The organism is Stenotrophomonas maltophilia, assembly GCF_047497515.2.
GTDB lineage: Bacteria > Pseudomonadota > Gammaproteobacteria > Xanthomonadales > Xanthomonadaceae > Stenotrophomonas.
This window is the reverse complement of sequence record NZ_JAXAXL020000008.1, coordinates 155,442-179,887: the sequence shown is the minus strand read 5'-3', so window position 1 is coordinate 179,887 and position 24,446 is coordinate 155,442. Positions and strand designations below refer to the sequence as shown.

Annotated in this window: 16 protein-coding genes; 8 read left to right on the top strand and 8 right to left on the bottom strand. The window is 68.9% G+C overall.

Going from position 1 to position 24,446, the window contains the following annotated elements; translation table 11 throughout:
• Positions 1-64: 64 nt before the first annotated feature.
• Positions 65-1,345 (top strand): GGDEF domain-containing protein, encoded by a 1,281-nt coding sequence (locus ACMZPQ_RS13135; RefSeq protein ID WP_197583766.1) that lies wholly within the window; start codon positions 65-67, stop codon positions 1,343-1,345.
• Between the two features lie 3 nt (positions 1,346-1,348).
• Here ACMZPQ_RS13135 and ACMZPQ_RS13130 read toward each other — a convergent pair whose 3' ends face one another.
• Positions 1,349-1,741: a YchJ family metal-binding protein gene (locus tag ACMZPQ_RS13130; protein WP_197583768.1), complete on the bottom strand. Its 393-nt coding sequence runs from the start codon at positions 1,739-1,741 to the stop codon at positions 1,349-1,351.
• Positions 1,742-1,822: 81 nt separating this feature from the next.
• Between ACMZPQ_RS13130 and ACMZPQ_RS13125 the strand changes: the two genes are divergently transcribed.
• Positions 1,823-2,602: a TSUP family transporter gene (locus ACMZPQ_RS13125; RefSeq protein ID WP_197583772.1), complete on the top strand. Its 780-nt coding sequence runs from the start codon at positions 1,823-1,825 to the stop codon at positions 2,600-2,602.
• 94 nt (positions 2,603-2,696) lie between these two features.
• Here the strand turns inward: ACMZPQ_RS13125 and ACMZPQ_RS13120 are convergent, their stop codons facing one another.
• The 4 genes from ACMZPQ_RS13120 to folE form a co-directional block, all read right to left on the bottom strand.
• Positions 2,697-6,077: an SbcC/MukB-like Walker B domain-containing protein gene (locus ACMZPQ_RS13120; RefSeq protein ID WP_197584149.1), complete on the bottom strand. Its 3,381-nt coding sequence runs from the start codon at positions 6,075-6,077 to the stop codon at positions 2,697-2,699.
• Between the two features lie 16 nt (positions 6,078-6,093).
• A complete protein-coding gene (locus tag ACMZPQ_RS13115; RefSeq protein WP_197584147.1) occupies positions 6,094-6,795 on the bottom strand; it encodes a DUF4194 domain-containing protein in 702 nt (233 codons plus the stop codon).
• A complete protein-coding gene (locus ACMZPQ_RS13110) occupies positions 6,782-8,251 on the bottom strand; it encodes a DUF3375 domain-containing protein (protein ID WP_197584145.1) in 1,470 nt (489 codons plus the stop codon). Before ACMZPQ_RS13110 ends, ACMZPQ_RS13115 begins: the two co-directional genes overlap by 14 nt.
• Before the next feature lie 112 nt (positions 8,252-8,363).
• Positions 8,364-8,975, bottom strand: coding sequence for a GTP cyclohydrolase I FolE (gene folE / locus ACMZPQ_RS13105; RefSeq protein ID WP_008267997.1), 612 nt, complete (start codon positions 8,973-8,975; stop codon positions 8,364-8,366).
• A gap of 614 nt (positions 8,976-9,589) precedes the next feature.
• On the opposite strand from folE, the gene ACMZPQ_RS13100 reads away from it, so the two are divergent.
• The 6 genes from ACMZPQ_RS13100 to ACMZPQ_RS13075 all read left to right on the top strand — a co-directional run bounded on the left by ACMZPQ_RS13100 (position 9,590) and on the right by ACMZPQ_RS13075 (position 15,240).
• The gene (locus tag ACMZPQ_RS13100) at positions 9,590-10,045 is read left to right on the top strand and encodes a MarR family winged helix-turn-helix transcriptional regulator (RefSeq protein ID WP_008265191.1); all 456 of its coding nucleotides are present in this window, start codon (positions 9,590-9,592) and stop codon (positions 10,043-10,045) included.
• 109 nt (positions 10,046-10,154) lie between these two features.
• On the top strand, positions 10,155-10,364 hold the full coding sequence (locus ACMZPQ_RS13095; RefSeq protein WP_025875651.1) for a DUF1656 domain-containing protein: 210 nt from the start codon (positions 10,155-10,157) through the stop codon (positions 10,362-10,364).
• A complete protein-coding gene (locus ACMZPQ_RS13090) occupies positions 10,361-11,278 on the top strand; it encodes an efflux RND transporter periplasmic adaptor subunit (protein WP_040006821.1) in 918 nt (305 codons plus the stop codon). The genes ACMZPQ_RS13095 and ACMZPQ_RS13090 overlap by 4 nt, the downstream gene beginning before the upstream one ends.
• The gene (locus ACMZPQ_RS13085; RefSeq protein ID WP_197582430.1) at positions 11,275-12,744 is read left to right on the top strand and encodes an efflux transporter outer membrane subunit; all 1,470 of its coding nucleotides are present in this window, start codon (positions 11,275-11,277) and stop codon (positions 12,742-12,744) included. Before ACMZPQ_RS13090 ends, ACMZPQ_RS13085 begins: the two co-directional genes overlap by 4 nt.
• A 3-nt stretch (positions 12,745-12,747) precedes the next feature.
• The gene (locus tag ACMZPQ_RS13080) at positions 12,748-14,787 is read left to right on the top strand and encodes an FUSC family protein (protein ID WP_197582431.1); all 2,040 of its coding nucleotides are present in this window, start codon (positions 12,748-12,750) and stop codon (positions 14,785-14,787) included.
• A 54-nt stretch (positions 14,788-14,841) separates the two neighbouring features.
• A complete protein-coding gene (locus ACMZPQ_RS13075) occupies positions 14,842-15,240 on the top strand; it encodes a hypothetical protein (RefSeq protein WP_197582432.1) in 399 nt (132 codons plus the stop codon).
• Between the two features lie 190 nt (positions 15,241-15,430).
• Here the strand turns inward: ACMZPQ_RS13075 and recD are convergent, their stop codons facing one another.
• The 3 genes from recD to recC are packed head-to-tail and all read right to left on the bottom strand — an operon-like array spanning position 15,431 to position 24,332.
• Positions 15,431-17,311 carry an exodeoxyribonuclease V subunit alpha gene (recD, locus tag ACMZPQ_RS13070; RefSeq protein ID WP_197582433.1) on the bottom strand — a complete coding sequence of 627 codons (1,881 nt, stop codon included), beginning with the start codon at positions 17,309-17,311 and terminating at the stop codon, positions 15,431-15,433.
• Positions 17,308-20,988: an exodeoxyribonuclease V subunit beta gene (gene recB, locus ACMZPQ_RS13065; RefSeq protein WP_197582434.1), complete on the bottom strand. Its 3,681-nt coding sequence runs from the start codon at positions 20,986-20,988 to the stop codon at positions 17,308-17,310. The genes recD and recB overlap by 4 nt, the downstream gene beginning before the upstream one ends.
• Positions 20,985-24,332, bottom strand: a complete 3,348-nt coding sequence (gene recC / locus ACMZPQ_RS13060; RefSeq protein ID WP_197582435.1) for an exodeoxyribonuclease V subunit gamma — start codon at positions 24,330-24,332, stop codon at positions 20,985-20,987. Before recC ends, recB begins: the two co-directional genes overlap by 4 nt.
• Positions 24,333-24,446 lie beyond the last annotated feature (114 nt).

The window sequence follows — 24,446 nt, the reverse complement described above, 5'->3', positions numbered from 1 at the left end:
AGCAGGCGCGAACGCCGCTAACGGCAATGCTGCGGCCGCGTCGTCACCGCGCTGGAATTCCTGCTTGCCCCTGCATCCGCTCCGCCAGCCTGCGCATTACCTGTTCGTGCTGCCCGCCGTGCTCGTCGCACTGGTGCTGTGGGCGGCGCTGGGCAACGAGGATGTGGCCAGCCCGGCCCAGCGCGTCCTGCCCTGGCTGCTGGCCAGCCTTGGCGCCGGGCTGGCGCTGCTCTACCACCAGGTGCGTACGCTGTGCCTGCTGCTGGTGGTGGCGGTGATGTTCGCCCTGCTCCACCAGGACGTTGCCGGCTACCTGCGCAACGGGCACGTGGGTGCACTGACGCCGCTGCGCTTCCACGCGATCTCGGCGTGGCTGCCGGCGCTGTTTGCCGGCCTGGCGCTGTGGCCCGAACGTGGGCGCCGCCGCCAGGACCTGCTGCTGCGCGGCGTTGCCAGCGGCACCGTGCTGTTGATCTTCCTGCTGCTGGCCTCGCAGCAGCCACGTGGCATGCATGACCTGCTGTCGAACCGCCACTGGCGCTGGATTCCGGCCGACTGGAACGCGCTGGCACAGGTGCCGGCCCTGCTGTTCCTGACCGCCACCGCGGCCCTGGGCTGGCTGGCCTGGCGGCACCCTCGCCCGCTGCACACAGCGATGCTGCTGGCGCTGCTGTGCCTGTGGTGGATGCTGCCGCGGGTGTTCCTGCAGCCGGTCCTGCTGCCGGCACTGAGCAGCGCCGCCCTGCTGTTGATGCTGGGTGCGATGCTGCAGGAGTCGTTCCACATGGCGTTCCGCGATGAACTCACCGGCCTGCCGGGGCGACGTGCGTTCAACGAGACCCTGCAGCGGGCGCGGGGCACCTACAGCATCGCGATGGTGGACGTGGACCATTTCAAATCGTTCAACGACACCCATGGCCACGACACCGGTGACGACGTGCTGCGGCTGGTGGCCTCGCGGTTGGCGCGGGTGGGCGATGGTGGCCGCGCGTTCCGCTATGGCGGCGAGGAGTTCGCGGTGGTGTTCCTCGACCGCCCGGCGGCCGCTTGCGTGGACGCGGTGGAGGCCCTTCGACAGAGCATCGAGGACACCCGCATGCAGTTGCGCGACCGCGGTACGCGCAGCCGCGATGACGAGGCGGGTCGCCAGCAGCGCGGGCGCGGCGGCAGCGGCCAAGTGGTGCAGGTGACGGTGAGCATCGGACTGGCCGACAGCCGCGTGGACCCACGCCCTATGGCGGTGATGAAGGCCGCCGACCAGGCGCTGTACATGGCCAAGGACGGAGGCCGCAACCAGGTCCGCGCGCAGGGCAGCCAGCGCGTGCTGGCGGTGCGCAGCGGTTGAGGCTCAGACCGCGTCGAGGTAGTACCAACGGCCGTCGATACGCAGGAAACGGCTGTGCTCGGTCATCTTCACCGCACTGCCGCCTCCCACCCGGTAGCGGGCAGTGAAACGCACCTCGGCACTGTCGGTGCCGGTGTTCGTCTGTTCGTGCACGGTCAGGCCGAGCCAGTGCGTGCGCTGGCCGGGCGCTTCGTCCAGTGACAGCTCGGCCGGACGCGTGTCCGGGTGCCAGGTCTGGCGTAGGTAATCGGCAAGGCCACGCACATACGCGCTGTAGCGCGAGCGCATCAGGCGCTCGGCATCCGGTGCGGCCTCGCCGGCATGGAAGCGTCCACAGCAGGCGGCGTAGTCGGCAGGCAGCCCACAGGGACAGGGATCGACGGGTTTTCGGCTCATGCGCCCATTGTCGCCCGGGAGGCGGCCAGCATCCATCGGCGAAGGGCGTATGCTGTCGCGCCCCCACCTTGATTGACCGCCGTGCTGGAACTGGTTCCCCCTGAGTTGTGGTGGCTGGTGGTGATCGCCTTCATCGCCGGCCTTGTGGATGCCGCCGTCGGTGGCGGTGGCCTGGTGCAGCTGCCCGGTCTGTTCACGGTGCTGCCGCAGCAGACGCCGGCAATGCTGTTCGGCACCAACAAGTTCAGTTCGATGTTCGGCACCGGTGCGGCGGCCTGGCGCTATGCGCGCAATGTGCGCTTTCCGTGGAAGCCGGTCCTGTTCGCCGCGGGTACGGCTTTCGTGTTCTCGTTCGCCGGTGCCACGGCGGTCAGCCTGCTGCCCAAGGACGCGGTGCGCCCGCTGGTGCTGGTGCTGCTGATCGCGATGCTGGCCTACACGCTGTGGAAGAAGGACTTCGGTGCGCTGCACCGGCCGCAGGAGATCGGCCGCCGCGAACTGGTGATCGCGCTGGCGATCGGGGCGGCGATCGGCTTCTACGATGGCTTCTTCGGGCCGGGCACCGGCAGCTTCCTGATCTTCCTGTTCGTGCGCTTCTTCGGGCTGGATTTCCTGCGTGCATCGGCCGCGTCGAAGGTAGTGAACCTGGCGACCAATGTGGCGGCGATCTCGTTCTTCGTGCCGACCGGCAACATCCTGTGGTTGTTCGCGCTGCCGATGGCGGCGGCCAACATCATCGGCTCGGTGGTGGGCACGCGATTGGCGCTGAAGGGCGGCACGCCGTTCATCCGCAAGCTGTTCGTGGGCCTGGTGGTGGTGCTGATCGCACGGATGGCGTGGGATACGTTCCGCAGTGCGTGAGGGGGGTGCCGGCCAGCGGCCGGCACTACCGGGTCATGAACCCGCCCATGGGTAGTGCCGGCCGCTGGCCGGCATTCCCATTCAACCGGCCCGGTCAGGCCTCGGCATCTTCCGGTTCATTGGCCTGCTGGCGGCTGCGTTCCGGCAGCTTCAGGCGCTTGCCTTCTTCGTCGTACTCGATGAGCAGCACGCCGGAGTCGTGGCGGCCGCTGATCTCGACGAAGCAGGCACCACCGATGAACGGTTCCAGCGTCATCACCGACTTCAGCGGGGTGGCTACCACCATCTGGAAGCCGAAGTTGTCGAAGATGTTCATCGCCAGCGCAGTGAACTCGTTATCGGCCTTGTCGAAGGCCTCGTCGAGCACCACCGCGGCGTAGCTGGGCAGCTGGCTGTCGGCACCGCCGAGCTGGTAGCGCAGCGCGGCCGCCAGGCACGTTGTGGCCAGCTTCTGGCGCTGGCCACCGGACTTGCCGGCACCGCTGCGGTAGATCTCGACCTGCTGGCGCGTTTCCGCATCCAGCTCGACGCCGATGAACTCCACGTGCATGCGCACGTCCAGTACCAGCTCACGCCAACGCTTGTCTTCGCCTTCCTGCGAGCCCAGGCGGTTGACCAGCTGGCGCAGTACGGTGAACTGCGATTCGGCCAGCTCGCGCTGCTCGGTCTGCTGCTGCGACAACACCTCGCGCAGCTGCAGATGGAACTCACCCACTTCGGGCAGGCGGCGGTCGCTCAGCTCGATGGTCAGCAGCGTACCGCGGTTGAACGGCACCTGTTCCAGGCTGGCGTTCACTTCGTCCAGGCGCTGGCCGATCGATTTGCGGGCCTCGGCGCTGTGGCGCTGCAGGGCCAGCAGGTTGTTCTTGCTCTGGTTCTGCAGCAGATCGAAGAAGCGTTCTTCGTGCTGCGGCAGGCCATCGCGTTCCAGGCGTTCGAGGCGGGCGAGAAAATCCTCGGCCGAAGCCACCGAGACGGTGAAGTCACCCGATTCTTCCGGCCACTGCTGGATGAAGCGGCGGAAGCAGCCGATCAGCTGGTTCTCGATGCGGTTGAGGTCCTGCTGCGACGACGACAGCTGCTCGTTCAGCGCGTTGCTGACCTGGCGCATGTGCGCTTCCAGCGTTTCCAGGCTGAGCGGCCCCTGCTCCTGCAGGCGCTCGGCCAGGCCGGCCTCCTGCGCCTGGGCCAGGCTCGGCAGCACCAGTGCACGGCTCTGCTGGCGCGCGCGGTCCAGGCGATCGCGCTCCTTGACCAGCTGGCCACGTTCGACGCGGACGTCTTCATAGGTGCGGCGGGACTGCTCGATGTCGGCGCGCACGGCGTCGATCTGCTTGGCCAGCTTGGCGAGGTCGGCGTTGCCTTCGCGCAGGTCGCGCAGGGTGGCCTCGATATCGCTCAGGCGCTGCTGCGGGGCGGCGATGTCGATCTCGTTCCAGCTGATGCTCACCAGTTCGTGGCAGGCCAGACGACGCTCGTTGTCGCGGTCACGCTGGCCGCGCAGGCGCGCGATGTCGGTCTCGCAGCTGGCGATGCGCTTGGCCAGTTCCTGGGCTTCACGCTCGAAGGCACCCACCTTGTCGTGGTTGTTGAAGCCGAGGATCCAGCGGCGGCGATCGCCGACGGCGCTGCGATCATCCTTCTCGAAACGGTCGCCAGGATGCTTGACCTGGCCTTCGCGGGTGATGCCGCGATCGACGTTGCGCAGCTGCTTGGCATCCACGCATTCGTAGTCAAAGCGCTTGCCCAGCTCGCGGCGCAGCCAGCTTTCGAACACGTGCTCGCGCAGTTCCAGCTTGTGCAGCAGCGATTTGGCCGACGGCTCGCGGGCAAACGCGTCGTCGTTGCGGCGCACGCGATAGTAGGTGAAGCGCATGCCCAGGTGGGTACGGTTCACCCATTCGGCCACGTCGTTGTAGTGTTTGTCGTCGACCAGCAGCGACAGCGCGAAACCACCCAGCACGCGCTCGATGGCGCCCTGCCAGCCCTGCTCTTCCGAGCGGACCTGGATCAACTCGCCGACGAACGGCAACGCCGCCTCGGCAATGCCGGTTTCCTCGGCCAGGCGCGCGCGCAGCTTCTGCATCGGCGCCGGGATGTTGGACGGCGTGCGCTGCATCGCCTCCAGTTCGCTGCGCACTTCGCCGAAGCGGCGCTCGTCATCGCGCTTGCCGCCGAGGCGATCGCTGATCGCATCGTCCAGGGCTGCCGAGGCGCGCTGGCGGTCCTGCAGTTCGTTCTGCGCACGCTCGACCAGTTCGGCAAAGCCGTGCGCATCATCGGGCAGTTCGGCCTGCAGCTGCTGTGCGGCGTCCTGCGCCTGGTCGCGCTTGGCCTGGCGGCGGTCACGCTCGGCTTCGGCGCGGCCCTGCTCGCGTTCCAGTTCCTCGATGCGCTCACCGCCCTGCTGGCGGCGCTGCAGTTCCAGTTCGGCCAGGCGCTCGGTGTGGTTGTCGAGCGCGGCACGGCGCTGGGCTTCTTCGCCGAGCAGGCCACGGTCGCGCACATCCATTTCGCGCAGGCGGGCTTCGATCAGCGCCTGGCGGCGGCTTTCGCGGAAGCTGTCGACGCCAAGCTTCAACGCTTCGTCGTCGCCGCGCTGGCGGTGCATTTCCTTCAGATCGTTGTAGTACGCGCGTGCCGGCAGCAGGGTTTCCACCTGGCGGCGGGCGGTGACCACGGCCTGGTGCGCGCCATCAAGCTCGGCGAAGTCGCTGACCAGGCGCTCGGCGGCGTCGAAGGTCTTCGGCGTGTCGAGCATGAAGTCGCGCAGGAAGACGTTGAGGTCGCCCAGGTTCTTCGCCGACTGCGTCTTGTGCAGCAGGCGCAGTGCCATCTCGTTGTCGATGCCGAGCAGGTCGCGGAAGCGCTCGGCATAGCCGGAGAAGGTGTCGAAATGGTGCAGGTCGGCCAGCTTCTGCTTGAGCTTGCGCAGGTCCAGGTCGAAGCCGCCGAGGTCCTTGGCGATGTCGAACGGACGCTCGGCGATCATGTAGTGCTTGCGCACGTCGCCGGCCGAGGTGCCGTTGCCGGAGATCCACAGCAGGCGCACCAGGCTGACCACACGACCATCGCCGGCGCGGTATTCCAGCACCAGTGCGGTCCAGGTCGCGCCCTTGCGCAGGTACTGGGTGGCGATTTCGCCGGTGCCGCTGTCCTGCTGGTCGGCCCATGCGCCACGCACGTAGGACACCAGGTTGCGGTCGCGGCCACTGCGCTCGGCTTCACGCGCGGCGGCGTTGAAGTCGACGATGGCCGGCGGCGTCAGCAGCGCGGACATGGCGTCGAGCAGGGTCGACTTGCCCGAGCCGGAACGACCGACGAACAGGAAGCCGCGCTCGGCGATCGGTACTTCGGTCAGGCCGTTGAAGGTGCCCCAGTTGTGCACCTGCAGGCGGCGCATGCGGAACTGCTGCAGGCGCGGGTCCGGCAGGCCTTCGTTGAACAGGGCGGGAGTGTGCTTGGAGATAGCCATGCGATGTTCGGGTCTCTCAGGCCTCGGCGGCCGGGGTTTCGCGCAGCTGGCGGTAGACCGCCGAGAGCTGGGACACGTCTTCGGCGGAGAACAGCAGCTTCAGCGCCGGCGAGACTTCGTGGCGGTCTTCCTGGCCGCTGAGGCGGGTCAGGATGTGGTTGTCCTTCATCTTCTGCACCGCCGAGGCGACGCGGCGATTGAAGCCGGCGCGGTCGGTGGACAGGTTCTTTTCGTAGATGGCCAGCGCTTCGGCCATCTCGGCATCGGCGACCACCGCGCGGTTGCCGCGCGCATCGGCCTCGGCCAGCTGCTGGCGCAGGAACAGCAGCAGCACCGAGTCGATGAAGGTCAGCGGCGAGGTGCGCAGCAGCACCGGCGCATCGACGTCTTCGGTATCGGCCTGGCGGGTGAAGGCCACGCCGCTGTCACGATCGAGCACCAGTTCCAGGAACAGGTCGGCCAGCGCGGAACGAATGGCGGCTTCGCTGCGGATCAGCGCCGGCCACAGCTTGGCGTGGCGCAGCTGGTCGATGCTGGGGCCGATCAGCAGCTGGCACAGCGCGCGGCGCGCATCCAGCGGCAGGCGCCCGGTATCGCCGAGGTAGTACACGTCGTTGCCACGGCGGGGCTGCGCCACGGCCGCCACCGGTTCGGCTTCGTAGGCGTCTTCCGCCACGTCGGCCTGCGGTGCGTCGATGGGATCTTCATGCCAGCTCATGGCGTCTCTCCTGGGTGAACCAAACCAGCGGGATGCGGGCGCGACGGACCTGGCCGTCGCCACCACGCCATTCGGCAAGCTCCTGCTCGCCGGCGACCACGTTGCCGAAGCGCGTGCCCAGCGACAGGTAACCGATGACACTGCCGAGGCCCTGCGGCGCCTCGCGCTGCGACAGGGCCTGGGCGATGCTGAGCCGCGGCTGTGCATCGAGCAGATCGTGCAGGTCGCGGCGCAGGGTGCGGAAGTCGATTTCGGACGAAGCGACCAGATCGCCGACGCTTTCCAGGCTGATGGCTGCGGCGTCGTTGTACTCGACATTGCCATCGACCTGGGCACTGCGCGGGTCATGCAGCTTCCATTGCGACCACGAGCGCAGGCGGCTGGTGGTCAGCTGCAGGTCGCGGCCGATGCCGCGCTGTGCCGGGAACTCATCGCGCAGTGCCAGCGCTTCGGACTGCGCCTGCTTCAACAACTGGTTGAGGCGGCGCTGTTCCAGGTAGCCACGGCTCTGCACGAAGCCACGCAGGCTGCGCGCGAAGTTCTGCAGCACGTCGTGCACCTGGCCGCCGCGTTCCAGCATGGTGCTGGTGAAGCCGCGCAGGAAGTTGCGCTCGTTGCGGTCCAGCCGGCGGGCGAAGCCGCGTGCCAGCACTGCTTCCAGCGCGGCGTCGAGCTGTGCGCTCTGTTCGGCATCGTTGAGCAGGCGCCAGAAGGCCTGGAAACTGCGGCCGGCATCGCTCTCGCCGATCACGTCCACGCCTTCGAACAGCTGCGACAGCACGTCGCCGCGCTCGCCCTCGTCGTCGATGATGCGTTCGCGGAAATCGCGGTTGAGCTGCTCGAAGTCGTCGCGCACGCGGCGGAAGTCTTCGGTCAGTTCATCGGCCAGGCCGATGATCTGGCGCGCACGTTCCAGCGCGCGCTTGCCATCCAGCGCGATCACGCGGCCGGCACCGACGCGGGCAATCTCGGCGTCGATGCGGTCACGCTCGTCGCGCAGCGCCGACAGGCGTGCGTCCGGATCGGACTCGGTCTGCGCCGCCAGCTGCGAGAGCTGTTCGATGACCAGTGCCAGGCGGCTCTCGGTGGCCGCCACGCGGGCCTGCTCGAGGCCATCGGCAAAGCGGATCGCCTGCATTGCAGCGGTGGACAGCTCGTACTGTTCCTGGTCGGCACCTTCGGGCAGGCGCCGTTCCAGCCAGCCCTGGGCCAGCCAGTGCGCGATGTAGGCCTGCGCGGTACGCGGCAGCTCGCGCGACAGTTCGTCGCCGTTGAGCTGGTCCAGCGCGCGTTGCAGGCGCTCGTTGAGCACCGACGATGGCAGCGTACGCTCGCCGTCCATCAGCAGTCCCTGCAGCAGGCCGATGATTTCCGGAGCGTGGTCGGCAGCAAGCAGCTTCCACTGGGGCTGTTCGCGCAGATGGCGGTAACGGGAGATGCGTTCGCGATGCTTCATGCAGCGAAAGAGGTCTGTAGGGCTGACAGGGACGAGCCGCCACGCACGGCTGCCGCGCGGGCAGCCGTGGGCATGCCGGCCACACGCGGCCGGCGAGGTGCGGGCAAGCGGCTCAGCGCTTGCCGCCCACTTCGATGAAGCGCAGGAACTCGGCGCGGGTACGCGCGTCGTCGCGGAAGCTGCCCAGCATCTTGGAGGTGACCATGCTGACGCCGCGCTTGTGGATGCCGCGGGTGGTCATGCATTCATGGGCGCCTTCGACGACCACGCCGACGCCGATCGGCTGCAGCACATCCTGGATGCACTGGGCGATCTGCGCGGTCATCTTCTCCTGCACTTGGAAACGGCGGGCGTAGGCTTCGACGACGCGGGCCAGCTTGCTGATGCCCACCACCTTGCCGGCCGGCAGGTAGCCGACGTGCACGCGGCCGATGATCGGCGCCATGTGGTGTTCGCAGTGGCTTTCGTACTCGATGTCACGCAGGACGATCAGTTCGTCATAGCCGGCCACTTCCTCGAAGGTCCGCTCCATGTAGGCGCGCGGGTCGTCGCGGTAACCGCTGAACCAGTCGCCATAGGCTTCGGCGACACGGCGGGGGGTATCCAGCAGGCCTTCACGGGACGGGTCCTCACCGGCCCAGCGCAGCAGGATGCGCACGGCATCCTCGGCCTGGTCCTGGGTCACGTCGCCCTGCGGGGCGGCCTTTTCGTTGTTCTTGCTCATTGCGTACAGCGTCCCGAACGGGGGGCGAGCATCGTACCCGACCGGGGGGTGGGTCGTCCTGTTGGGACGGTTCATCGGGGGGTTCTTCCGGCGCGTGCTTGCTATCGGTCTGGAGTGAGAGAGGGGGCTGCGCAGGACACGCCGTAAACCCGTCCCTGGGGGCTCGATGGCGCCATCCATGGCGCCAACGGTCCTGCGCAGCCCCCTCTCCCCCTCCCTGACGGTTTCCTGCGAGCGCGGCCGGACCGCCCGAAAGCGGGGTCAAAAGCTGGGGTTCATGGCTTCGGAAGCAGCGCGCCGCTGCTGCGGAGTTTTCTGTTTTTGGTGGGTGCGGCCCTTGGTCCGCACTGCTTCTGCCCTTGCCTTTAAAGAGCCAACCCTCCGCGCTCGCGGGATGTGGGGTGGGTGGCGAAGGGCCGGACGGGGCAGGGCCGTGAGGCGCATGGATGCGCCGATCGAGCTTACATGGACGTACTTGCAGCGTGCCCTGCCCCGTCCGGCCCTCCGCCACCCCAGCCAGTAGCCAGCAGGCGCAACGCTTTCCTCATCACACCCCGCCCATTCATAAAAACCTATTGATAGGAATGAAATTAGTAGTATCCTATCTATCTCTTATGGACCGACCCCTCGACGAGCGCACCGTGCTGCAGATGCAGCTCAGCTCCGGCCTGCTGTACGCAGGGCGGCAGTGGCAGCGCCTGGCCGACAGCCGGCTCGGCAGCTACGGGATCTCCACCGCCTGCACCATGCCGCTGCTGATGATCGGCCGCTCTGGCGGTGGCATCCGCCAGGTGGCGCTGGCCCAGCAGCTGGGCATGGAAGGGCCTTCCCTGGTGCGCCTGCTGGACAAGCTGTGCGCCAGCGACCTGGTCCGCCGCGAAAGCGACGCCAGCGACCGCCGGGCCAACCTGCTGTGGCTGACCGACGCCGGCCAGGCCCTGGTCAGCGAGCTGGAAGACCAGTTGATCGGCCTGCGCCAGGACGTGTTCGGCGAGCTTTCCATGGATGAACTGCACGCCGTGCTGAAGGCATGGCGCCTGCTGGCCGAGGCCGCCGACCGCATTACGTAAGACCGCTGCCCCCGAACCCCGCCGCTGCCGTGCACACGCCAGCGGCTTTTGCCCGTTGCTGTTGTTTCGTTGTCCCTCCCCTCCCCCAACCTCGCCCCCGCCCCTACCGATGCCCGGTGAATTCAGTCTCCACGGAGTGTTCGTCCCGACCCTGCTCGGGTTGATGGTGTTGGCCTATCTGGTCAACAGCGGCCTGCACGCGCTGCTGCAGCGTGCCGGCGCCTACCGCCATGTATGGCACCCGGCGCTGTTCAACCTGGCGCTGTACGGGATCGTGCTTGGCCTGCTGTTCCACCTCCTGCGTTGGATGCAATCGTGAACAAGATCGTGAAGAAGACCCTGCCGGTGCTGCTCACCAGCGCAGCCGTGATCGTGGCCCTGCTGGTGCTGCGCCAGCTGTGGGTCTATTACATGGATGAGCCGTGGACCCGCGATGCCCATGTCGGCGCCGACGTGGTGCAGATGGCGCCTGACGTGTCCGGGCTGGTGGAAACGGTGGACGTGGCCGACAACCAGGCAGTGAAGAAGGGCGACCTGTTGTTCGTGGTCGACCGCGCCCGCTATCGCATCGCACTGGAGCAGGCCAAGGCCAGCCTGGCCGAGCGCCAGGCCTCGGTGGCGCAGCTGCGCCGCGAGATCGGCCGCGACCGCAGCCTGCAGGACCTGGTCGCCGCCGAGGACGCCGAAGTGCGCCGCGCCAAGCTGCAGGCCGCACAGGCGGCGCTGGCCACCGCACAGGCCGCGGTCGACCTGGCCGAACTCAACCTGGGCCGCACCGAGGTGCGCGCACCGGCCGATGGCCGGGTCAACGACCGCACCCTGCGCGTGGGCGACTACGTGGTGGCCGGCAAGCCAGTGCTGGCGCTGCTGGATACCGGCTCGTTCCGCATTGATGGCTATTTCGAGGAAACCCGCCTGCGCGGCGTGGCGCCGGGGCAGAGCGTCGATATCCGCCTGATGGGGGAATCGGTGCCGCTGCGCGGCCATGTCGAGAGCATCGCTGCCGGCATCGAGGACCGCTACCGCAGCAACGGCAGCAGCCTGCTGCCGAACGTGACCCCGGCCTTCGACTGGGTGCGGCTGGCGCAGCGTATCCCGGTGCGCATCCGCATCGACGAGGTGCCCAAGGGCGTGGAACTGATCGCCGGCCGCACCGCCACGGTAACCGTCCAGACCAGCAGCACGAAGCACGCAGACAAGGCCGGCACCGCGCCGACACAGGCGGGCCTGTGAACGCCGCCCTGCCCCGTCTCGGCCTGATCGTCGCGCTGGCCAGCCTGGCCGCGTGCAGGACCGTCGGCCCCGACTACGCCCTGCCGGAAGGCTCGGCGTTCAAGCGGCCGCAGGCCAATGCGGCCTTCATTGATACGCAGAACCCGCAGGTGGCCGCCAACCAGGCGCTGCCCGACCGCTGGTGGTCGCTGTACAACGACCCGGTGCTGGACGGGCTGATTACCCAGGCGCTGCGCGACAACGTGGAACTGAAGGCCGCCGATGCGCACCTGCGCCGGGCCGCCGCCGTATACGAGCAGGCGCTGGACGCCGGCGGCTTCGAGTACGAGGCCGAAGCCGGCGCCAGCCGCGCGCAGCTGTCGGCCGAATCGTTCCTGCAGGAACACGCGCTGCCGGTGATCAACCTGGCCGACGGCAAGTTCGCGGTCAGCTACCAGTTCGACCTGTTCGGCAAGCTCAAGCGCGGTGCCGAAGCGGCGCGCGCCGACGAACAGTCGGTGGCGGCGGCACGCGACCTGGCCCAGGTCAGCGTGGTTGCGCAGGTGGCCGACAGCTACCTGGAAATCTGCCACGCCAACCACGAGCTGCATGTGGCCCAGCACTCCCTGCAGCTGCAGCAGCGCAGCCGTTCGGTCACCCAGCGCCTGATCGATGCCGGCCGCGGCACGCCGCCGGAACTGGCCCGCGCCAATGCCCAGGTGGCCGTGCTGGAAGCTGCACTGCCGCCGCTGCAGGCGCAGCGTTCGGCGGCCGCCTATTCGCTGGCTGCGCTGCTCGGGCAGACCCCGGGCCAGCTGCCGGCCGGCGTGATCGACTGCGCGCACGCCCCCGCCCTGGCGCAGCCTTTGCCGGTCGGTGATGGTCGTGCGCTGCTGCAGCGTCGCCCGGACGTGCGCCAGGCCGAGCGCAAGCTGGCCTCGGCCACTGCACGCATTGGTGTGGCCACCGCCGAGCTGTACCCGGATATCCGCCTCGGTGCCTCGCTCGGTGCCGCCGGCCTGCTGGAAGACTTCGGCACGCCGATGACCCAGCAGTGGTCGATCGGCCCGCTGATCTCGTGGACGCTGCCGTCGTCCGGTACCCACGCCCGCATCCATGCCGCCGAGGCGGGTGCCGATGCGGCGCTGGCCGAGTTCGACCACACCGTGCTGCAGGCACTGCGCGAGACCCAGACCGCGCTGGATCGTTATGCGCAGGACCTGCGCCGACTACAGTCGCTGCGCACCGCGCAGGAACAGGCCGCATTGGCCGCCGAGCAGAACCGCCGGCTGTACCAGGGCGGCCGCACGCCGTACCTGTCCAGCCTGGATGCCGACCGCAGCCTGGCCACCAGCGATGCCACCCTGGCCGCGGCCGAGGCTCAGGTGTCGCGCGACCAGATCCACCTGTTCCTGGTGCTGGGCGGCGGCTGGCAGGCAACGGTCGCCCCGGCTGCTCCGACCACCGCACAGGCCTCGGCGAAGTAAGCCATGAACGCGCTGACCGACCGCCAGGCCTGGCTGTTCTCGATCAAGACCTACCTGGCCGCGGTGGCCGCGCTGTACATCGCCATGGCCGGCAACCTGTCGCGCCCGTACTGGGCGATGGGCACGGTGTACATCGTCAGCCAGCCGCTGCTGGGCCCGACCCGTGCCAAGGGCGTGTACCGCATCGTCGGCACGCTGGTGGCCGGCTTGGCCACCCTGCTGGTACTGCCGGCACTGGTGGAAACGCCGCTGGTGCTGAGCGCGGCGATGTCGATCTGGCTGGCCGGCTGCCTGTTCATGGCGCTGCTCAACCGCGGCCCGCGCGGCTACGCGTTCCTGCTGGCCGGCTACACCACCGCCTTCATCGGCTTCCCGGCCGTGACCTCGCCGGAGACCATCTTCGACACCGTGGTGGCGCGCAGCGAGGAAATCATCCTGGGCACGGTGGTGGCAGTGCTGTTTGCTTCGCTGCTGTTCCCGGCCTCGGTGCGGCCGATGCTGCGCGCACGCATCGGCACCTGGATGGAGGACGCCGCGCAGTGGTGCCGGCAGATTCTTGAACGCGGACGCGCGCACGCGCCACGCAACCGGTTGGCCGCCGACCTGGTGCAGTTCGAGGCGTTGATTGAATTCCTGCGCCGCGATGATCCGCGCCATGCCGGTTCGGCGGTGTCGATGGAGCGCCTGCGTGAGCGCATGCTGCTGCTGTTGCCGGTGCTGTCGTCGATCGCCGATCGGCTGAGTGCGCTGCGCAGCGATGGCCAGGCGCTGCCGGAGGGCCTGCCGGAACTGATCGACGACCTCCACGACTGGCTGGACGGGCCGACCAACGCCAGCGAGTACGCCCGCCTGCGCGCGCGCATCAGTGCGCTGAAGCCGCAGGTGGACCGCGACCTGCAGCACCTGCAGCTGGCCAGCCTGCTGCTGCGCCTGGAGGAACTGGTGGACCTGTGGCAGGACTGCCGCACGCTGCAGCATGCGATCGACCACGGCACCGCACCGCTGGACCGCGCGCACTACCGCATCCGCACCGAGCGCACGGCCGCCGACAAGCACGTCGACTATGGCATGGCGCTGTTCTCCGCGCTCAGTGCCGGCGTGGCATTGATGAGCTACTGCGTGCTGTGGATCGCGCTGGGATGGGAAGGCGGTGGCAACGGCGCGATGATGGCCGCAGTGACGGCCGCATTCTTCGCCGCGCAGGACGACCCGGCGCCGAGCATGGTGTCGTTCCTGGTGTGGGCCATGGTCGCTTCGGTAGTGGCCGGCGTGTACCTGTTCGGCGTATTCCCGGCCGTGCACGACTTCGGCCTGCTGGCACTGGTGCTGGCGGTGGTGTTCCTGCCGCTGGGGCTGATGCTGCATCACCCGAAGAGCGCGCTGTTCGCACTGCCACTGACGGTGAACCTGGCCGCGCTGCTGAGCCTGCAGAACACCTACAGCGCCAACATCCAGACCTTCCTCAATTCGTCGATCGCGATGTTCATCGGCATTGGCTTTGCGGTGGTGATGACCCGCCTGTTCCGTTCGGTGGGTGCCGAGTGGACCGCACGGCGACTGGTGCGGCAGGGCTGGACCACGCTGGCCGAAGCCGCCGAAGGCCGCGGCCAGCAGGACCGCCAGCGCTTCGCCGCGCGCATGCTCGACCTGCTGGGCCTGCTCGCACCGCGCCTGGCGGCGACACCGGAGGGCAGCGACATCGCCTCGGTGGACATGCTCAACGAGGCTCGCATCGGCCTGAACATCCTGCAGCTGCGCCGCGCCCGGCTGGAACTGCCCGAGCGCAGCCGCGAAGCGGTCGAGCACATCCTGGAAGAGATCGCCGTGCATTACCGCCGGCAGATCGCTGCGCGCAAACCGCTCGTGGCGGCCGAGGCGCTGCGCGAGCGGCTGGATACTTCGCTGGGCCGGGTTGGCAGCGTGGCCGCCTGCAAGGCGCGCGACGAGGCCCTGATGGGCCTGATCGGCCTGCGCTTCGCGCTGTTCCCGGAAGCCAAGGCGCTGGCGCCGGGGTGGGCGATGAGCACGGCGACGCAGCCCTAGCGCGATACCCTGTGCGTCCACAGACTCTGCCCCCGCTCTGCACAGGAAGCCCCAATGAGTTACGACATGATGGTGTTCGAGGCCAGCGCCGCCCCACGCGAGGCCGCGGCTTTCATCGCCTGGTTCGAGAAGCAGACGCAGTGGAACGAGCGCCACGAGTACGATGACCCGGCGGTCAGCAGCCCGGCACTGCAGGCGTGGTTCGCGGAGATGGCACGGGAATTTCCGCCAATGAACGGGCCGTTGAGCAATGACGACGATGATCGTGCCGAGGTGACCGAGTACAGCATCGGTAGTCAGGTGATCTACGGCGCGTTCGCGTACCCGGTGGCCGAGCGCGCGCATGGCCGCGTGCAGGACCTGGCCGAGAAGCACGGCGTGGGCTTCTTCGATGTAGGTGCCGATGAAGCGGCGATCGTCTTCCCCGATGGCCTGGTGCTGATCGCGGAATAGACGTGGCGTCAGGGTTGCGTCCTGCTCCTGCCGAATCAACGTCAACGTCAAACGCCTGCACTCCGCGGGATGCCGGGGTGGGTCCGGTGGCCGGTAGATCCACGCCATGCGTGGATGAACGCCGGGATGATCGGATTTCAGGTGAAGGGGTCAGAGCCCGTTCCCGTTGGGAACGGGATCCGACCCCGATTCAGAACAGCGTGCCCTGCACGGTGGGCTGTTCAATGCGCGCCGGCTCTTCGGCCACGTCTTCCGCACCCAGCCGCCAGGCCAGGCCGCCCAATCGGCTGGCGTGGCGCTTCAATGCGGCCTGCAGCACGTCGGCGCTGCCGGCCACATGCAACACCTGGCGGGCGCGGGTCAGGCCGGTATAGACCAGCTCGCGCGACAGCACGCGGCTGTCCTGGCGCGGCAGCTGCAACCACACTTCGTCGAACTCCGAACCCTGCGCCTTGTGCACGGTCATCGCGAAGGCGCTTTCGTGCGCGGGCAGTGCGGCCGGGTGGAAGGCGCGCGGCTGGTCAACGGTATCTCCGGGGAACCAGGCCACCATCGCGCCGCTGCCGTCGCGCAGGCAGATGCCGATATCGCCATTGAACAGGCGATGACGGTAGCTGTTCTCGGTGACCAGCAGCAGCCGGCCCTGGAAATAGCCCGGCGCATTGCCGGCCAGCAGCTGTTCAATGCGGCTGTTGAGCCCGCGTGCGCCCTGCGGGCCTTCGCGCAGTGCGGTCAGCACGCGCAGGCGTCCGGCCTGCTGCAGGGCGAGTACCGGATCGGCGGCGTCGGCCAGTGCGCGCCAGTGGCCCAGCAGGTGCTCGCGCTGCCCACGCAACGGGTCGGCTTCGCCTTCGTGGAAGTGCACGCCCGCCAGTTCACCGCTGCGTAGCAGCTGCAAGGCGGCGCTGCTGTCGCCTTCGCGCACGGCATGGGCCAGCGGTGCCAGGTCCAGCGCATTGCTCTGCCGGTAGCCGCGCTGCAGCTGCACGCGGCGCCCGGCGAAGGCGCGTGGTGTGGCCTGCGGCTGCAAGGTAACCGGCGCCAGCAGGCCATGCAGTGCCTGCGCGTCATCAGCGCGGGTGCCGATGCCGTCGCCGCTGGCACGCAGGATCGCGCTGAGCACGTCGCCCGCCTCCACCGACGGCAGCTGGTCGGGGTCGCCGAGCAGGATCAGCCGGGTGCCACTGGCGATCGCATCGACCAGCTTGGCCATCATCGGCAGATCGATCATCGACGCTTCGTCGACCACCACTACGTCCACCGGCAGCGGATTGTCGGCGTGGTGGCGGAAGCGCGGTGAATCGGGGATCACCCCGAGCAGGCGATGCAGGGTGGTGCCGGTGCTGGGCAGTGCCGCGCACAGCGCCGGGTCCAGCCCCTGTTCCTGCAGGCGCTGCACGGCGACGCGCAGGCTCTCGGCCATCCGTTCTGCAGCGCGTCCGGTGGGCGCAGCCAAGGCCACCTCGGGCAGCGGCTGGCCGGTGTGCCGGGCCTGCGCGGCCAGCAGCAGCAACAGGCGTGCGATGGTGGTGGTCTTGCCGGTGCCGGGGCCGCCGGTGACCAGCGCCAGCGGATGGCGCAAGGTCACGCCGGCCGCGCGCGCCTGGTGATCTTCGCTGCCCGATGCCTGCGGGAACAGCTGCGCAAACAACGGTGCCAGCGCTGCCATGTCCGGTGCCGGCAGCGGATGCCGGCCAATGCGTTGCAGGCCAGCGGCCAACTGGCGTTCGTACTCGCGGTAGCGGCGCAGGTAGAGCAGGCCGTTTTCCAGCACCAGCGGCGCATCTTCGGCGATGGCATCGGCCTGCTCCGGCGTCGCCACCCACGGCGATGCACGCAGCTGCGCCAGCCAGTACTGCGCGGCAGGCCACTCGGGCACGCCTTCCAGCAACCGCTGCGGTTGTGCCGGATCGAACGCGGCATGGCCTTGCGACACCGCCAGCGACGCCAGGGCGGCGGCCAGCGCCACGCTCTCGGGCGTGTCGTCGCGCAGTCGCTGCAGGCTGGTCGCCAACGCATGGTCGAGGGTGCGCAGCAGGCCTTTCTGGTGCAGTTCCTTCAGCAGGCTCATGCGCTGGCTCCACGGGCACGTGCAGCCAGCTCGGCCTGGGCCTGTTCGCCACCGGCGAACAGCGCGTCGAGTGCATCGACCAGCGCCAGCGGGAAACGATCCACATGCACGCCGTTGCCGGCGGCATCCAGGCCTCGGCAGAACAGGTAACGGATGCCACCCATGTCGCGCTCGTAGTCGTAGGCCACACCCAGGCGGAAACGCAGCCAGCGATGCAGCGCCACCGTATAGATCAGCGCCTGCAGGTCGTACTCGCTGTGGCGCATGGCAATGGCCAGCAGGTCCGGGCTGTAACCGGGCAGGCGGTTGGACTTGTAATCGAGCACGTACCAGCGCCCATCGCGCACGTAGGTCAGGTCGATCATGCCGGTCATCAGCCCTTCCAGCCGGCGGCGCTGTCCAAAACCACGGCGCGCGCTGGAAACCCCATGTGCGTGCAGCACCTGCAGCAGCGCCGGCACCGCGGTCGGCTCGATGGCGAAATGGAAGTCGATTTCCGCACGGCGCTCGCCTTCATCCAGGCTGTGCAGCGCACCGCCCTCCGGTAGCGGCACGGTCAGGGTGTGGCCGACCAGCGGCACCAGTACGGCCACGCCATCGTCCAGGTCGGCGTCGGCGTAGCCTTCGTCGTGCAGCGCCTTGCGCAGCACCTCGGCCTGGCCGTCCGGCGCCTGCTGGCCGGGCTGCCAATCACCCCAGGCGGCGAAGTCGACGTTTTCCATCGCCTCGTGCAGCACATTGCCGAAGCGGCTGCCCATGAAGCGCGGATCGATCGGGGCGCTGTCCTCGGCCGCCGCGGCGGGTTCCGGCAGCGCCGGTTCCAGCGGCAGTTCCGGGCCCGCCGGTTCGTCGGCGGCGGGCGCCGGCAGCTCGGTGGCGGCGGCTTCGATATCACTGCCTGCGCCGGCATCGGCGTGCGCCAGCTGGGTGAAGCTGTATACCCACCAGTCGTGCGGCACACGCCGGGTCAGTGCGCGCACCGCAGGCAGCTCGCCTTCCACTTCGGCGGCGAGCTGCGGCAGCGCGGCGCTCACTTCGCTGTCGTCGATAACCACATCGGCATGTGCGCGCAGCACCTGCAGGTCGCCCAGCAGTGGTGCCAGTCGCGTCCTGCCGAGCCCGGCAAGATCGCCCGCGGCAATCCACAGCGCATGCTCGGCGCGGGTCAGGCCGACATACAGCAGGCGCGCGTCCTCGGCGCGCTGCTCACGCTCGCGCTGTGCACTGGCCGTTTCCCAGGCCTCGTTCTTGTCCAGCTTCCAGTGCAGCTGGCGCTCGCCAGCCACGTGCACGGTGCAGTGCGACGCCGTGTTCGGTGCACCGCCGTCGATGCCGACGAACGGCAGGAACACCAGCGGATACTCCAGGCCCTTGCTCTTGTGCAGGGTGATGATCTGCACGCGGCGCGCATCCGATTCCAGGCGCAGCAGCTGCTGCTCGTCATCTTGGTCGGCGCTGGCCATCTGTCCCTGCAGCCAGTCCAGCAGGCCGTGCATGCCCAGTGCCTGTGCCGAGGCTTCCTGCAGCAGTTCGCCCAGCTGCAGGTAGTTGGTCAGGCGGCGCTCGCCATCGATCAACGCCAGCAGGCGTTCACCCTGTGCGGCACAGACATCGGCGATCACTGCGAACGGCCCACCGCGCTGCCAGCGCTCACGCCACTGCAGCAGCTGCGCCTGGAATCCACGTTGCAGGTCGCCCTCGCGTTCCATTGCGGCGATCGCACTCGCCCGCTGGCCAAGCAGCACGGTCGCCAGCGCCGCACGCAGGCGTCCTTCATCGGCCGGTTGCAGCAATGCCAGCAGCAGCGCGCGCAGATCACGTGCCTCGCTGGTGGCGAACAGGCTCTGCTTGCCCGCCGCCACGGCAGGAATACCGACCGCTGCCAGCGCGCGCTGCACCAGCGTCGCTTCGCGGTGCGAGCGCACCAGTACCGCAATGTCGCCCGGCTGCACCGGGCGCCCGCGCAGCACGGCATTACCGGCGCGCGCATCGACCAGGACCTGGTGGATCGCGGCCACGCACGCCTGGGTGGCCGCGTCGCGCGAGGCATCGGCACTCATCGCCTTGTCGCCGCCGCTGCGCAGCACGCGCAGGGTCAGTGCCACGGCGGCACGGCCGTCGCGCAGGTAATCCGCATCGATGCGCACGCCACCGGGGCGCACCGGTTCGAACTGGATGTCGCGCTCGAGGAACGCGTCTTCGCCGCCGTTGTCGTACAACGCCTGCAGGGCACGCAGCACGGCCGGGCGTGAGCGGAAGTTCTGGTCCAGCACTGGTGCCTGCTGCGCCACCTGTTTGGCCTTCAGGTAGGTATGGATGTCGCCGCCGCGGAAACCGTAGATCGCCTGCTTGGGATCGCCGATCAGGAACAGCGCGGGCGCCAGGCCCAGCTCGCGCACTTCCGGCGAGTCGCCGAACACGGTGTGGAAGATGCCCCACTGGCGGTCGTCGGTGTCCTGGAACTCATCGACCAGCGCGATGCGGTACTGCGCGCGCAGCTGCCTGACCAGCGCCAGCCGCTGCGGGCCTTCCAGCGCCAACGCCACGCCATCGATCAGGTCGTCATAGGTCTGCACCCGGCGCGTGCGCTTCAGCGCCTGCAGGCGCTGCGTGGCTTCGGCGCGAAGCGCGTGCAGGAAATTCAGCGCAGTGGCACGCAACCAGGCATCGCGCTCGGCCAGCAGCGCAACGTAGCGGGCCAGCGGCGCCTGCAGTGGCGATGACGGCGTGTGCTCGGCGAATTTCTTGTTGGTCTTGGCGGCCAGCGCCTCCGGCAGCAGCGCCGGCAGGCGTTCGCTGGCCAGCAGCTCGCGCGGGTCGGCCCGCTCGGCCCAGGCCAGCAACTGCCGGCCCAGCGGGTGCAGCCAGCCCAGCTTGTACGACACGCCGTTGATCCACTTGTTGTCGACCGCATCACAGAGGTCGATGAAGAACTGCTCTCCATGCTCGCGCACGCTTGCGGACAGGTCTTCCGCCGCGCTGTGCAGGGCCGGGGGTGGATCGGCCAGCGCCACCGCCTGGGGCAACGGATGCAGCGGCGGCGCCGCCAGCAGCGCGCGCAGATCGGCGGCCAGTGCATCCGGGGTGGACCACAGCCAGGTCAGTGGCTCCAACGTCGCTACGTCGTTGGCATGCACGCGCCACAGGTCCGCCGCCAGCTCCTCCAGCAGCTCACGGTCACTGGCCAGCAGCTCCGGCGGATCGAAGGTGTGCCCGCTCTCCAGCGCATGCTCGCGCAGCACGCGGGTGCAGAAGCCGTGGATGGTGAAGATCGAAGCCAAATCGATCTCGTCGGCGGCCACCTGCAGGCGACGCTTCAAGGCGGCTGCGCTCTCGGTTCCGCCCTGTAGATGGCGCTGCAGCACCGCGCGGGTCAAGTGCACATCCGGTGCCTCGCCCTCGGCCGGTTCCAGATCGACCAGTCGTGCGGCCAGCGCCAGGCGCTCGCGGATGCGCTTGCGCAGTTCCTGGGTAGCGGCGTCGGTGAAGGTCACCGCCAGGATCTGGCCGATGCGCAGCCCCTGCTCCACCACCAGGCGGGTGAACAGCGTGGCCAGGGTGAAGGTCTTGCCGGTGCCGGCGCTGGCCTCGATCAGGCGGATGCCTTGCAGCGGCAGGGTCAGGTAGGGATCGCCTGCCATGCGCTGGGATTGCTCGTCGGCGATGGCGGTGTTCATGCGTTGCCCTCCTGGCCTGCCGCGACGCCCAGAGTGCGGCCTTCGCGCACCGCGCTGAAGACCACCTGGCTGTTGCGCAGCAGATCGGCATAGCTGGCATCGGTGGCGAACGGATCGGCGCCGCGCAGCAGCAGCTGCCAGGCGTCGCTGCTGGATTCACCCCAGCTGCGGTCGCTGCCATGCCACTGCTTCCAGCCTTCGATGCGCTGCTTCTCGCCGACCGTGTTGTACAGCACCCAGCCGGTATAGGGGGCAAAGCGCAGCGGTTCGCGCAGGCCACGCTGGCGCAGCTGCAGCAGCGCACGCAGCGCCGCGCGGGCAGCAGGCACGCTCAGCGCCGGCAACACATGCGGGCCGGGCCCGGCATCGCCGCCATCGTGGAACTGCACCAGCGGCAAGGCATCACCGGCGGCATTGGCCAGCAGCCAGTCCAGCCCCTGGCGGATCACCGCATTGCCGTTGAGGGTGCCGGCGCGCAGGCGCACCAGCCCTTCGGGATGCCGATCGGCCACCCGCCCATGCAGGCGCACGCCGTCGATATCCACCTCGTAGCGGCGGCTTTCCAGCGGTTCGCCCTGCATCCAGCCCAGCAAGGCACTGGCATACGGACGGGTCTTCAGCTGCTCCACTTCGAACTGGCGCTCGCCCAGTGCACCGGAGGGCAGCAGGCCGCGCGCGCGCAACCGCGGATACAACGGCTCGCTGTCGCCATTGAGCGTGGCACGCACCACGGCCGCCTGCACGCTGCGCTTTTCCGGGCCGCGCGACGACAGCACCAACGGCTCCAGGTCGTCCACTTCTTCAACCTCGTCGGCCAGGCGCAAGCCCAGCGACTGCGCCAGGAACTGCCCGGCCGGGTCGCACAGGAAACGGCGCAGGGTATCCAGTGCGACCTCGTTCTCCACGGCATCGTCGAGTGGCGGCGGCAACGGCGCGTCGAACCAGGGCAGCAGGCCGCCCCGCTGGCCGGTGAGGCGACCGGCCGCCGGATGCCACTGCCGCCGATAGCTGAAACGGCGCGGATCGCCATCGCCGAACGCAGCGGGCGAGAACGGCTGCAGGGCATGGCGCACGGTGAAGTCGCGCACCGCAGCCGCCGGATCCAGGTGATATGCAGCGGCGGCATCGATCAGTTCACTGACCAGCACCGATGGCTCGCGCACGCTGCCATCGCGTGGATCGGCGCCGAGATAGCTCAGATAGAACACCTCCTGCGCAGCGGCAAACAGCTGCAGGAACAGGAAGCGGTCGTCCTCGCGGGTGGAACGGTCGCCCGGGCGGCGCCGCGGTGTGTCCAGTTCGGCGGTGAGCTGGTTGAGGCCCGCGGCCGGATCACGGCGCGGGAAATCGCCGTCATTCAGGCCCAGCACGCAGATCACGCGGAACGGCAGCAGGCGCATCGGCACCATGCGGCCGAAGCTGATGCCACCGGTCAGCAGCGGTGCACGCGTGTCGGCCTCGCCCAGTGCCCCGGCGAAGTGCGCACGCACCACCTCCGGTGGCACGCCTTCGTTGAAGCCGGCCTTGGCAGTGTCCTCGGCAAACTGGTTGAGCAGCTTGCGCAAGCGCTCCAGCGCGCGCTGGCTGTTGGGCGAACTGGGCGCGGTCGGCAGCAGCGCGTCCAGCAGCGACAGCAGGCGCTGCCGCCACTGCGCCGGGGTCAGCAGCTCGCCGAGTCGGCGCTGATAGATCGCCAGTACGCGCAACAGGCGCAGCAACCGGTCCAGCGCTTCCAGCGCGCCGCCTTCCAGCTCGATCCACGGCGCCACACCGGCCAGGTCGGCCTCGCTGCCGGTGGCATGGCCGAGCACCAGGCGGTCCAGTGCGAACTGCCAGGTGTAGGCATCGTCGGCCGGTGCCTGGTGCTGGTTGCGGTGCTTCGCGTCCAGGCCCCAGCGCGCACCCGCCTGCTGCAGCCAGCCATGCAGTCGGTCGAAGTCCACCGCTTCCAGACCGGCCGCTTCGGCCAGCGGTGCGCTGGCCAGCAGGTCCAGCACTTCGTTCAGGCCGAAACGCGAGACCGGCAGGCCCAGCAGGTGAACGAATACATCGGCCAGCGGTTCACCGGCCAGCGGGCTGCTGTCGGCCAGCGCATACGGAATGTGCTCCTCTTCGCCACCACGGCCGCCGAACACGGCTTCCAGGTACGGCACGTAGGGATCGATGTCAGGTGCCAGCACCGCGATCTCGCGTGCCTGCAGCGGCGGGTCGAAGCGCGCGTCCTGCAGCAGGCTGCGCAGCTGGTCGTGCAGCACCTGCAGCTCGCGCAGGCGGGTGTGGCAGGCGTGCACCTGCAGGCTGGGGTCGTCGCTGCGCAGCCCGTCGCGCAGTTCGCCCGAAGGCAGGGCACGACGGTGGAACAGGTCGCGTTGCAGGCGATGCAGCAGGCTGTCGGACAGGCCACCTTCGTCGAGGGTCGGCCGGGTGTCCTCCTCCGGGTCGGAATAGGCGGCGATTTCGCCGGCCGGGTGCACCACCTCGTAGCTGCCCAGCACCGCCATGAAGTCGCGGCCCGCAGCGCCCCACGCTTCCAGCAGGCGGTTCTCGCCGGCCGCTTCCCCGAACGGATCGGGCGCGCCCGTGCGCAGGCGCTCGGCCAGGGTCTGCAGGTCGCCCCAGTACGACTGCACGGGCGTGGGCATGTAGAAGTGCAGCTCGCCCACTCGGGCCTGCGTAGCCATCACCCGCAGCACGTCGGGCGAGATGTTGAGCGTCGCGAACGCAGACATGCGCAGCGGCAATCCCTTCGGCAGCGGCTGGCCCGCCCCTTCGAAGCGGTCCAGGTACTCCTGGATGCGGCGCGCGCGGTAGTCGTGGCCGCGGGTGATGGTGCGCCACAGGATGGCCTGCGGGTCGGCCGGATCGGCACCGGCCGCCCAGCGCAGCAGCCAGTCACGGCGCCAGGCCTGGTACTTCTCGAACACCGAGGCCAGTTCGCCGGCCAGCGCCCACGGCTTCAATGCGTCGCCACCGGCAAGGTAGGACTGCAGCGCGCGCATCGGTGGCTGCGCCAGCAACGCCGGGTCGCGCAGTGCCTGGTACAGGCGCCAGTGCAACCCCGCGGCGTCCAGATCGTCCTGCTCACCGCTGACGTTGGCCTTCAGCGCACGCGCCACGAACTCGCCCGGGGTGAGGAATTCGAGGTTGGCGGCAACGCCGAACTCCGCCGCCAGTGTCGCTTGCAGCCAGCGGCGCATCGCCACCTGCGGGATCAGCACCACTTCCGGTGCCAGCAACGGTTGGCCCGCTACAGGGGCACGCACGTTGCGTGCCAGCAGCGCGGCCAGCACGTCCAGGGAATTGGAATGGTAGAGGCGGAAGTCGCTGCCTGGGTCACTCATCATGCACAGTGTGCAGGAGCGCAGGCAGTATTCAATGGTCGGCCCATCACCGGTACGGATTGTTCCGGCGTCCCGGTCGATTGTCCCGGCCAGGCCAAGGCCTTGCCGTGCAACAAT

What these genes read in the sequence shown, in the direction of transcription:
- ACMZPQ_RS13130 (WP_197583768.1), bottom strand. Translation starts at nt 1,741, where the DNA reads ATGAGCCGAAAACCCGTCGATCCCTGTCCCTGTGGGCTGCCTGCCGAC.
- ACMZPQ_RS13120 (WP_197584149.1), bottom strand. Translation starts at nt 6,077, where the DNA reads ATGGCTATCTCCAAGCACACTCCCGCCCTGTTCAACGAAGGCCTGCCG.
- ACMZPQ_RS13115 (WP_197584147.1), bottom strand. Translation starts at nt 6,795, where the DNA reads ATGAGCTGGCATGAAGATCCCATCGACGCACCGCAGGCCGACGTGGCG.
- ACMZPQ_RS13110 (WP_197584145.1), bottom strand. Translation starts at nt 8,251, where the DNA reads ATGAAGCATCGCGAACGCATCTCCCGTTACCGCCATCTGCGCGAACAG.
- folE (WP_008267997.1), bottom strand. Translation starts at nt 8,975, where the DNA reads ATGAGCAAGAACAACGAAAAGGCCGCCCCGCAGGGCGACGTGACCCAG.
- ACMZPQ_RS13100 (WP_008265191.1), top strand. Translation starts at nt 9,590, where the DNA reads ATGGACCGACCCCTCGACGAGCGCACCGTGCTGCAGATGCAGCTCAGC.
- ACMZPQ_RS13095 (WP_025875651.1), top strand. Translation starts at nt 10,155, where the DNA reads ATGCCCGGTGAATTCAGTCTCCACGGAGTGTTCGTCCCGACCCTGCTC.
- ACMZPQ_RS13080 (WP_197582431.1), top strand. Translation starts at nt 12,748, where the DNA reads ATGAACGCGCTGACCGACCGCCAGGCCTGGCTGTTCTCGATCAAGACC.
- ACMZPQ_RS13075 (WP_197582432.1), top strand. Translation starts at nt 14,842, where the DNA reads ATGAGTTACGACATGATGGTGTTCGAGGCCAGCGCCGCCCCACGCGAG.
- recD (WP_197582433.1), bottom strand. Translation starts at nt 17,311, where the DNA reads ATGAGCCTGCTGAAGGAACTGCACCAGAAAGGCCTGCTGCGCACCCTC.
- recB (WP_197582434.1), bottom strand. Translation starts at nt 20,988, where the DNA reads ATGAACACCGCCATCGCCGACGAGCAATCCCAGCGCATGGCAGGCGAT.
- recC (WP_197582435.1), bottom strand. Translation starts at nt 24,332, where the DNA reads ATGATGAGTGACCCAGGCAGCGACTTCCGCCTCTACCATTCCAATTCC.